Here is a 7549-nt window from a genome sequence, read left to right as displayed (position 1 = left end):
GGTCGAAGCACCCCGCTGCTGCCAGCTCCTCCATGGTCAGCCCGTAGTCGGCCATCTCATTCTGGATCCAGCGGATCGCCGCCGCCCGCTCATTGATTTCTGTCATCGGTGCTGTCGTCACTGCTGTCGCTGCCGTCTTCCGGGTTGGAGGCGGCCGTCGGCGCGCCCTGCTTGTCGTCCTGCTGTTCGCCCTGCTGTTGGTCCCGTTTTGCGCCTGGCGCCTCTTGCTCGGTCGACGCCGGGCTCCCGGCCTTGCGCCGCCGCCCACCACCATCTCGCTCGGGCGGCCCCATCCGCAATTCTGCCAGCAGCTGGCGCGCCAGCGCCGCTTCGGCCTCGGCCCGTTCGGCCCGGCGCTGCGCTGCGCCCCACTCCGCCTGCACCGCGTCGAGGTCGTGCGCCGATTTGCGCTGCGCCTGCTCGGCGGCCGCAAGCCGATCGGTGAGCGCCGCGACCTGGGTCTCGAGCCGGGCGCGGACCTCCGCCTGCGCCACGGCCGCATCGCGCGCCTCGTTGCGCGCCGACACCAGTTCGCCGCGCAACGCTTCGGCCGTGCGCTCGCTCTGCTGGCGCGCGGTACGCTCCGCGTCCAGTTCGCGCAAGGCGCGGCGCTCGCTGGCTTCGGCCCGTTCCTGGGCGAGGGTCACCGCCTCGCGGGCCCGCTCGAGCTCGGTCGAGAATTGGGTACGCAGTTCCGCCAGTTGCCGGCCCGCGGCCTCCAGTTCCGCCCGCCCCGCCTCCAGCCGGGCCTGGGTCGCAGCGTGCCCCTGCCGCTCCGCGGCCAGCGTCGCCTGACCCTCCCCGATGGTCTGGCGCGCGGTGTCCAATTGCGCGACGAGCGCCGCGGCTTCCTCGCGCGCCAGCGCGGTCCCGGCGTGCGCGGCATCGCGCTCGGCCTCGGCTGCGCTGGCGGCGGCGCGCGCCTCAGCGCGCAGCGTGGCCAGCTCGCCGGTGGCGGCCTCGTTGGCCGCCTGCCAGATGGTCTGCACCGCCCCGGCCGCGATGTCCTTCAACGCCTCCGGCAAGTCGGGATGGTCGATGGTGACGCGCGTGCGCCCGCGCAGCTCCTGCCAGAACGCCTGCAGCACCTCGGCGGGTGTGCCCATGCTGCCCTTGCGCACCAGGCTGTAGAGCTTGTTGGCGGTGGGCGTGACGCCGTAGCGGAAGAACAGCAGCCCGCAGACCTCGCGGTAGAGCGCGCGGGTTTCGGGGAAGCGCCCGCGCAGTTCGGCCAGGTCGGTTTGCAGCGCGGCGTCGGTCAGATCCAGGTCGGCAGCGGCCATGGGGACAAAAAACGCGAAAGTGATGATAAATACTACACCGTAATACGTAATAAAGCTAATTTCTATGGCAATACTTTAGACATAACTGCGCTTATGTCTATAATTGCGAAGCTAGCTGTGACTTTTTAGACCCCCGCGTTGGTTTGCACAATTTTGTTAGCGTTTTCTGCACAATTTTGTTCCGAGCCCCCTGGGCCGAAACTCTGGCCGCAATGCGTCGCAAGCCAACGGGCTTCACGTTGCTCACGGTACGTTGCGTTCAGATCCGGGGTCGCCCCCGACGCACATTCGCTTCTGCCCTCGTCCACTTGATCAGCAAGAGGCCATCGTCGGTTTCGCACAGGCGGACGCAAAACTTGGAATCGTCCCGCTCAAGCGGATCGACACCCCGATCGATGTCATCTAGCCAAGTGGTCAACGCATCGAACGTCAGCTCGATTTCCCACGTGACCGCCATATCGAGCACTGCGGTTAGCGTCGACTCCCAGACCCACTCGCAGCAGGTCCAGACGTCCTGATCGGCATATAGGTAACCCGCCGGCGCTACCGCTGCCTCCCGTGTATAGCGGATGAGGCCCAAGTCGCGCATCGCGTGAGAAACGCTGCAGAAGCGCCGCCGTTCCTGCTCCGCCGGCCGATTGGAGAGCGCCAGGTCCGAACGGCCCCAGCCGAGTTGAAGTTCGTTGAGCGCGATATCGTATGGGCAGATCAGGCCCCAGCGGGGCCCCTCCTCTGGACGCACGCTGACCCAGCGCGAAAGCCGTCCCTCCTTAGTCAGCCTCCACCGACAGCGACAGGTGCCATGGCGAGCCTGTCGGTCTTGCATGGCATTCAGGCGCGTGACAAACGAAGACGGATTCGCCGAAGCGGCGTTGATGCGTATATAGAAGTGAAGAACGTCGGCAAAGCTGAGGTGGCTCGACCTGAGGCGGCCGAGCTGGATTTTCGCTTGCCGCGCAAACGCGTGGCTTTCCAGACTCCACCGATCACCGGCTTCGGTAAGGAGCGGTTCGATGTCCTCGGGCGGGGGCTCAAGCGCGCGCAGCTGACCGAACGCTTGGTCGAGGGAGACGGCCCCCGGCATGCCATCGTTGCCCGACGACCAGATCTCGCCGAGCGACATGCGCGCGGCAGCGACGCTCGCCCGTGCGACCCAGCCGGCGAGCGACGCAACACGCCCCGGCTCTCGGGCGGGAAAGCCGGCATCAATGCCGTGCGGCCACGTCCTGCAGCGTTGCCGCATCACGAACTCCAACGCGCCCACACGCTGCGACACGAGCCTGGCGGTGTGCTTCTGCGCCCAGGTCGTTTTCAGCTCGCTCAGGTGAAATGGGCACCGCGAAAGCCACCCAAGCTGATGCAGGTAGCTGTGGTAGCCGTGCTGCACACAGGTCTCGCAATAGCGGATGGCACGTCGCTCGCGACTATCGGGAGGCGGGCCATAACGGCCGACATCGATGAACCGTATGGAAGGCGAGAAAACGTCTTCGACAAGCGGCGCGGTCTCACCCAGCACGGACGCCAGGCGCCTGATTTCGTCGATCGGAAGCGGCGTGCTGCTATCGGGCTCCACACTCAAAAACTCCGCGCATTTTCGGACGTTGATGCCATTCAGTGCGCAGAAGCGGGCGACGAACGACAGCCTCGACTCGTACGGACGGAGGTTTCCCGGCCACCAGTTCACCGATGGGTAGGCCGCCATGTCAACTACCCGTCGAGATGATCCTCATGTGGTCCGGGAAGTTCGCTTTAGCGAGTTCTCGCAACCAGCTCTCATAGGAGGTCACGTCGGCCCAGTCTTCGCCCCGCGCCAGTTGGAAGAGTATCGCCTCGGTGGCTTTCGCGACATGCTGCATTGGAAATTCGAAATGCCCGCGCGCAGATTCGGGCGAAAGCTCCATCAGCGCTTTCCACAGCAGCGCCGCGCATTCGGCGAGCCGGCGCCCGGCCGCATAATCCGCCGGCGCGAAGTGCGCCAGGTACGGAACGCCGCTGCTTGGCGGCCACTCGGAGTCGATATCGTAGCCGTTGAGCACGTACCCGATCTCCTCGGGCGAGCGCAGGCCGTGGAAGCGCGCATGCGCTGCCATAAAGCGCGCGGCGACGTGAGCGTTGCCCGTGATGGCCATATATTCGTGGCGATAGTTCAACTGGTGTGAGCCGACTGAAAATACGCTGAGTAAATAGCCCTCGTAATCGAGCTCATTTTGCAGGCCGACCAGCCACTTCCACTCCCGCAACGTCAGATCCTGCGCTTCGTCGATAAGCAGCACCATGTAGTTCCGTTGCGCGTTGTTCGCAATGGCGATGAAGCGTTGCTTGCACAGGTATATGCCTTCGGCTTTCTTCGGCGGCTTTGCCGGGTTGGCGAATTCGAAACGCGAGGCGAGTAAGAGCTGGTGCCAGAATCCCGCTTCACTACTGTGACTGTCGGGGCGGCGATTCCACACCACCAGGGGCATGACGGCCTTGAAGCGCTCCTGCAATTCGTTTGCAACGTACCACTGCACACAGCGGGACTTGCCTAGGCGTGACGCACCATAGATATAGCCGCCGGGGCGCTGCTGGTCGATCCATTCGCCGATTTGCTCGATCATTTCGTGCATGGGCGGTGTATACACCGCGTATTGCTTCGTCACGATGCAGTGCCGCGGATCGATGCGCTCGGGCAGTGAGAAGGACATGGCTTACCTCGACTGCGCCATTCGACGCGGAGGCAGCGTAGGACCCGCAGAAGGCTTCAGCGGGTCCGCGGCGCCAGACTGCGCGCGTCTTGCCGTCGGCTCCGAAGCGGCCCCCTTGCTACCCTTTGAAGAACTGCTGCCTGCCTTGGCCCGAGCCATTGCTACATCCAGCATGGAAGGCCCGATTGATGAATCGGCTGCGGCTGCCAGTATGCGCCGTGCCTCGAGGTAGGCCGGATGGACCGGCAAGCGGTTGTGCGCCTGACTCTCCACGTAGCGCATGAAGACATCGATGGCGTCGACGCCTGCCGGAATCGCAAACTTTCCGTGAGAGCACGCCTGGCAAATTGCAGCACGTAGCGACAGGCTGTGCGGCGACATGTTCCAAGGCGGTGCTGCCCGCAACACGCCGAGTGACATACCGTCCAGCGTGGAGGCAAGCGCCACCCGGCAGTCATCCTCCTTGTGGCAGACCACCCAGATCTCGGAGCCGACAAGGTCGTGCCGGTTGTGCAGCACGTCGTTGGTATAACGGCCGTAATGGAACTCAACGAACGGGGCACGCCCGCTCTTAGCGCCCCCGCGCACGATGCAGCGCTTGCGGATGCTGAATAGCGTGTCCACGACAGCGGGGTCGGCTCGCCGGAAGCTCTGCTGGGAATGGTGGTACAAGAACTTCGCATACGCGAGCGGCGTGCGGTTACCAATCCCGCTGTGCGGTGTCGCGTTGTAGTTGGCAATGAGCACGTTCAGCAGCTCTTCCGCATATTCGTACTGGAATCGACTCGCCAGGGCGACCTCTTCCGGCTGTCTTCCCTTGCGGTCCTGGAAATTTGCGCCGGTGGTGTTGGAAAGACGCTGGAATCCCTGTCCGGCCAGATTGCGGAAAAACGTCTCGATGAACGGGCGGTCATCCTTGCTTCGACGTTTCGAGAACGAGGTCTTCGGGTCCAGTAGCGTGGAGCCGACGCTGTCGCGCAGCGCATCCCGCACGTGCTGACAAGTCTCGGCAAGCGCACCATCTACGCTGGTCTCGTCCCAGCATAGCCCGACGAAATCGCTACCCAGAGCGGAAAGAAGCCCGGCTTCAGGCAGATACGGCGTATCGCAAAAACTGACCGGGCGCAGGCACCATCTGCCCAATGCCCGCTTCAGCGCGCGCATGACGTCATCTTTCGATATTTCCCGTCTCACGCTGAAGTAGTACCCTAGCACCGCGCGCGAAACGACCTCCAGGATCACAACGACCCAGAGACGATGAACGATCTTCTCCTTGAAACCGCCCCCCATCAGGGGAAGCGACACGCAGAAACGTCCGTCTAGCTTGTGCGCGTCCATTTCGACGCGTTGCATGAACCTCTGCACCGGCCGCCCGGTTCCGTCACCGGACCTCAGCTTCACAGCCAAATTCGGCCCGCCACTCGCCGCGGCCAGCGCCCTTGGGTTGGCCGACAGCACCTTGTCGATATACCGACAGATCGAAGAGTAGCCAAGGCTCAATGTGTTGAACGGCCATTCGTTTCGCGCTTCGTACCCGAAGCCACGCAATTGGTCCAGAAACCACGCGCAATGACGCCTTCTCGACTGTTTAGTTTCGACTAGTCGCTTGGCTGAGGCGCTCGCGAGGATACGCGCCTCAAATGCCTGACGAAGCGCCGGCTGACTGTCCAGCAGCGCCTGCATCGCGCCCGCAGCACCGCGGCCGAACTGGTCGACATGGACCTTCGTGCTACGACGGTATGGCTTGACTCGGAGCCATGGCACAAGCCCGCGCCAGCCATAAGGACGCCCGTCGGGATGCGTCTCAAGGCAGCGCTCCCGGATGAGACGATAGGCCTGACTTGTGCCAAGCGACGTCAGCCGCCTGATGCTTTCGCCCGAGGCACCGGAAAGATACAGCGAAACCGCCTGCTTTCTCGCAAGGTACAGGACGCGTCGGTCACCAGTAAGCGCTCCCTCATCGGGGCTGGCCCAGTGGGAAGTGTCGACGGTTCGCCCGTCTATCCTCCGGCGGGAGCAACAGGAATTGTCGTCAATACCCTCTTCCATGCGACGCTCCAAAATCGGCCGATCGCCCCAGAGGCGATGGTTATAAACCTTAGGGCACATTTGGGAAAAATCGCACGACGAGAATGGAACAAACGTTGGCAAAGATACAAAATTGCTTCGAATGTTCGCCGGGAGAACAAAATGGTGCAGAATTTCGTGAAGTAAATTTGTTCTCGCACGCCCGGGCGGCGTCGATTTCACGGCCACGTCTCGGATACAAAATTGTGCAAACTAACGTAACCCGACCTTGGAATCGCCCGCCCATCCGTCCTCCCCGCCTGCGTCCGGCCTCCTCGCCGCGTTGCCAACGCCACTGGAGCAGCTGCGCCTGCCGTTGGCGCTGTCCGGCGCGGCCGGCAGCAACCGCGCCCCCATCACGGCCACGCGGATCGCCGCGGCCGACGACCTGGCGGCCGTCACCGCCTGGCTCGCGCGCTATGCCGACAGCGCGGCGACGCTCCAAACCTACCGACGCGAGGTGGAGCGGCTGATCCTTTGGGCGGTCCTGCAGCTGGGCAAGCCACTGTCCTCGCTCACGCACGAAGACCTGCTCGCGTACGAGCGCTTCCTCGCCGATCCGCAACCGGCGGCGCGCTGGGTCCTGGCCGGCAGCAAGAAGCTCGCGCGCAGCCATCCGGACTGGCGCCCCTTTGCCGGGCCGCTGTCGCCCGGCAGCGTGCGCCAGGCGATGGTCATCCTGAATGCCTGCTTCGCCTGGCTCACCGAAGCCGGCTACCTGGCCGGCAATCCGCTCGCGCTGGCCCGCCGCCGGCGCGCGCCCACCAAGGCGCGCATCACGCGCTACCTGAGCCATGACTGGTGGGCGACCGTGAAAGACACCGTCGCGGCGATGCCGACTGCCACCGAGCGCGAGCGCCTGCATGCGGCGCGCTGCCGGTGGGTACTGACCGTGCTCTATCTGGGTGGCTTGCGTGCGTCCGAATTGACAGCCACTAACATGGGCGCTTTCTTCTGCCGGCGCGATGCCCAAGGCATCGAGCGCTGGTGGCTGGAGGTGACCGGCAAGGGCAACCAGACCCGGCTGGTGCCGGCCACCGACGAGCTGATCGCCGAACTGGCGCGCTACCGCCGCGCCAACGGACTGCCGGTCACGCCGCAGCCCGGGGAGACGCGCCCGCTGGTGCTGCCGGTCATCGGCCGAGAGACAGGTCGCGACAAAGCCCTGTCACGCGGGGCGCTGCACCTGATTCTGAAAGAAGTGTTCGGCTTGGCGGCCGAACGCCTGCGGGCGCGCGGGCCCGAATGGGAGGCGCAAGCCGCCGTGCTGGCCAGCGCCTCGGCGCACTGGCTGCGCCACACTGCCGGCTCGCACATGACCGACCAGCAAGTCGACCTGCGTTTTGTGCGAGACAACTTCGGTCATGCCTCGATCGCTACCACCAGTGGCTACCTGCACAGCGAAGAGGATGCGCGGCATGAGGCCACCCAAGAGCGGCACCGCATCGATTGGACCAGCAAGACCTAGGATGAGCCCACATCGCCAAACCGCACAGGGCAAAGCCATCTATCGTC

Annotated in this window: 5 protein-coding genes and 1 pseudogene; 1 reads left to right on the top strand and 5 read right to left on the bottom strand. The window is 64.3% G+C overall.

The window, feature by feature from the left end; translation table 11 throughout:
- From AC3WRR_RS30155 to AC3WRR_RS30135, 5 genes and pseudogenes are all read right to left on the bottom strand, one after another.
- Positions 1–106 (bottom strand): annotated as a pseudogene (locus tag AC3WRR_RS30155) (H-NS histone family protein); the annotation flags it as partial.
- The gene (locus tag AC3WRR_RS30150) at positions 90–1283 is read right to left on the bottom strand and encodes a DNA-binding protein (RefSeq protein WP_492298906.1); all 1194 of its coding nucleotides are present in this window, start codon (positions 1281–1283) and stop codon (positions 90–92) included. The pseudogene AC3WRR_RS30155 and the gene AC3WRR_RS30150, both read right to left, overlap by 17 nt.
- Positions 1284–1542: 259 nt before the next feature.
- Positions 1543–2985 (bottom strand): hypothetical protein, encoded by a 1443-nt coding sequence (locus AC3WRR_RS30145; protein WP_058697627.1) that lies wholly within the window; start codon positions 2983–2985, stop codon positions 1543–1545.
- Position 2986: 1 nt separating this feature from the next.
- Positions 2987–3967, bottom strand: coding sequence for an ATP-binding protein (locus tag AC3WRR_RS30140; protein WP_058697626.1), 981 nt, complete (start codon positions 3965–3967; stop codon positions 2987–2989).
- 3 nt (positions 3968–3970) lie between these two features.
- On the bottom strand, positions 3971–6016 hold the full coding sequence (locus AC3WRR_RS30135; protein ID WP_058697625.1) for a hypothetical protein: 2046 nt from the start codon (positions 6014–6016) through the stop codon (positions 3971–3973).
- 247 nt (positions 6017–6263) lie between these two features.
- On the opposite strand from AC3WRR_RS30135, the gene AC3WRR_RS30130 reads away from it, so the two are divergent.
- Positions 6264–7502, top strand: coding sequence for a tyrosine-type recombinase/integrase (locus AC3WRR_RS30130; RefSeq protein WP_492298903.1), 1239 nt, complete (start codon positions 6264–6266; stop codon positions 7500–7502).
- Positions 7503–7549 lie beyond the last annotated feature (47 nt).

The sequence above is a fragment of the Cupriavidus sp. FW305-3-2-15-C-LB2 genome (assembly GCF_058787575.1).
Note: the sequence above shows the minus strand (reverse complement) of the source record. Positions and strands in the feature narration are given on the sequence as shown.

Excerpts from the sequence above, each read along its gene's own strand:
- AC3WRR_RS30150 (WP_492298906.1), bottom strand. The coding sequence starts at position 1,283 with ATGGCCGCTGCCGACCTGGATCTGACCGACGCCGCGCTGCAAACCGAC.
- AC3WRR_RS30145 (WP_058697627.1), bottom strand. The coding sequence starts at position 2,985 with ATGGCGGCCTACCCATCGGTGAACTGGTGGCCGGGAAACCTCCGTCCG.
- AC3WRR_RS30140 (WP_058697626.1), bottom strand. The coding sequence starts at position 3,967 with ATGTCCTTCTCACTGCCCGAGCGCATCGATCCGCGGCACTGCATCGTG.
- AC3WRR_RS30135 (WP_058697625.1), bottom strand. The coding sequence starts at position 6,016 with ATGGAAGAGGGTATTGACGACAATTCCTGTTGCTCCCGCCGGAGGATA.